General features: G+C 50.7%; 3 protein-coding genes. 2 read left to right on the forward strand and 1 reads right to left on the reverse strand.

What is annotated here, in order from left to right; genetic code table 11:
• Positions 1 to 224: antibiotic biosynthesis monooxygenase (locus KOO63_04880; GenBank protein ID MBU8921138.1), on the reverse strand; the 224-nt coding region annotated here is incomplete at its 3' end.
• Between the two features lie 166 nt (positions 225 to 390).
• Here KOO63_04880 and KOO63_04885 point away from each other — a divergent pair.
• Both KOO63_04885 and KOO63_04890 read left to right on the forward strand, forming a co-directional pair.
• Positions 391 to 1,515, forward strand: a complete 1,125-nt coding sequence (locus KOO63_04885) for an IS110 family transposase (protein MBU8921139.1) — start codon at positions 391 to 393, stop codon at positions 1,513 to 1,515.
• A gap of 498 nt (positions 1,516 to 2,013) precedes the next feature.
• Positions 2,014 to 2,402: DUF1501 domain-containing protein (locus tag KOO63_04890; GenBank protein MBU8921140.1), on the forward strand; the 389-nt coding region annotated here is incomplete at its 3' end.

Raw genomic sequence — 2,402 nt, forward strand, 5'->3', positions numbered from 1 at the left:
CGCCACTGCTGGTAATGTGCCGTCTCCTTGTGTCTGGCCGGATCATCCGGCGTGCGGTAGACCTCGACCAGAACAAAACGGGTCGGGTCGTCCTGCTGTTGGACAACGTCGAATCGGGCGATGCCCGGCTCCTGAACGCTGTCGCGCGCGTTGGCAATCGTCGCTTCCTGGAATGCCTCGACTTGATCGGGCTTAACGTAAACATACACATGAACTACCAGCATATCAATCTCCTTACAGATTGTAGAAAATATGGAACGACCGGTCCTGCGATTGTAAAGATCGTGATAAGCTGATAAAGCTTATGTGATCAGGTGGTACGTAGCCACCGGTAATCGCGGGTTATCCCGTAAGAACAGAGCCGCATACAATTGAAAGGAGCCGGTCGTCATGGAAAATACTATAACATATGTTGGAATGGACACACACAAAAAACAGCACACAATAGCGGCACATTATCCCTGCCAGGAGGAGATTGTCGAGTTTACCATCAGCAATACAGTTCGTGATATCAAGAAAATGGTCAACAAGGTCAAAAAACAAGCTCCGGGAAAAGTCGAATTTTGCTATGAAGCCGGCGTATGCGGCTTTACTCTCAAGCGACGAATCGAGCAGTTCGGTTGTCACTGCATAGTCATTGCCCCGTCGCTGGTTCCAAGAAAGCCCGGCGAGAGGGTCAAGACGGACCGCAGAGACGCCAAGAAATTACTTATGATGCACAAGGCAGGCCTGCTTACCGAGGTGCATGCTCCCAATGAACACCAGGAAGCCGCCAGAGAATTAACCCGGCTTCGTGAAACTGCAAAGGAGAATCTCAAAAGGAGTCGTCATCAGCTTCTCAAGTTGCTTACCCGTCACGGCTATGTTTACAGAAATGGTCATCATTGGACGCAAAAACATATCACCTGGCTGCGCACCATCGAATTTACAGAGCCTATGCTCACACGTGTCTTTGAGAACTATTTTGACGAGATGATCTATTGCATTGGGCGACTGGAAGCTTTGGACAAAGAGGTTGAACTTCTGGCCGGCTCAGCGGAATATAGAGAAATCGTTGGCGCCTTACGTTGCTTCCATGGCATCGAGACCCTCACTGCAATCACTATTATAACTGAGATATTCGAGTTTGGACGCTTTGAGTCGCCACGGCATCTGATGAGCTATCTGGGACTGACGCCTTCTGAAGATTCCAGCGGTGACAAACAGAAAAAAGGATCGATAACAAAAACGGGCAATAAACGCGTCAGGCGTCTGCTGAACGAAGCTGCCTGGCATTACCGACACAGGTATGTCCCGTCGAAAGCACTCAAACAGCGAAGGAAGGGACAGCCGCAGTGGGCTATCGATATTGCCGATGCAGCCGGACGAAGATTAAGTAAACGCCATCGGCATCTGGTGAATAACGGCAAAATGCCCTGTAAGGCAAATATAGCAGTAGCCAGAGAACTTGCAGGATTCATCTGGTCCGTTGTTACACAATACCATGCAAGGAACAATACAAAGGGTGCGGCGTGAAATCGGACAATTGCTATACTGCGTTAAGCGAGAAGCCATCTATCGAATGGACCGTTTTCTTTCGGCCCTGATCTTCTTGCGAAGGGCCAAAAGAAAACTTGTTTAGCAGGTTGATCTTGATGAACCATTTTATGATTTGATTAAGGATTTCATGATGCTTGATAGTGTGGGCACAACAGAGCTACTTGCGGCCACCCTATATGATAAGTTCGTTTGAGACGGACTGAACTCATGACCGTAGAACGCAAAGCTTGCGACGAAGAATATCAATGTCGGCTCTGCCCTGATTGACCAGGGTAATCCACGAATATCAGACTGATTCATTGTCGAAGCAGCCCACGCTATTAAGCGTCAAAAAAAATAATGAAACAAAAATGGAAATATAGCATTTGACAAAGGTCGTTCCATATCAGGGTGGGCTTTAGCCCACCGAATAGCTGGTGGGGCAAGCCCCACCCTGCGCGGTCAATTCAACCTTGTATGAACGAGGAGAGAAGAATGAGAACTGAACGTTCGCATCACGCCATAACTTCGAATAGGGGCCGGGCCCATCGAGGCGAGCCGCTCTGCCGGCGCGAGTTGATGCGCCGCGGATTGCTCGGCGCGACCGGCCTGATGATGACCGACCGTCTGGCTGCGCCCGCCGTTGCCGTTCCAAAAGCGCCTAAGGCGAAAGCCAAGGCCGTGATCCAGATCTGGATGTGGGGCGGGCCGTCCCACCTGGACACGTTCGATCCTAAACCCGAGGCCGGCTACGATTACTGCGGTCCCCTTGACAAGCCGATTGCGACCAACGCCGACGGCGTACAAATCGGCCAGATGCTTCCGCTGTTGGCCCAGCAGGCCGACAAGTACTCGATTATTCGCAGCATGACGCACGGCAACAA

The organism is Candidatus Latescibacterota bacterium, from assembly GCA_019038625.1.
Classification (GTDB): Bacteria; Krumholzibacteriota; Krumholzibacteriia; order Krumholzibacteriales; family Krumholzibacteriaceae; genus JAGLYV01.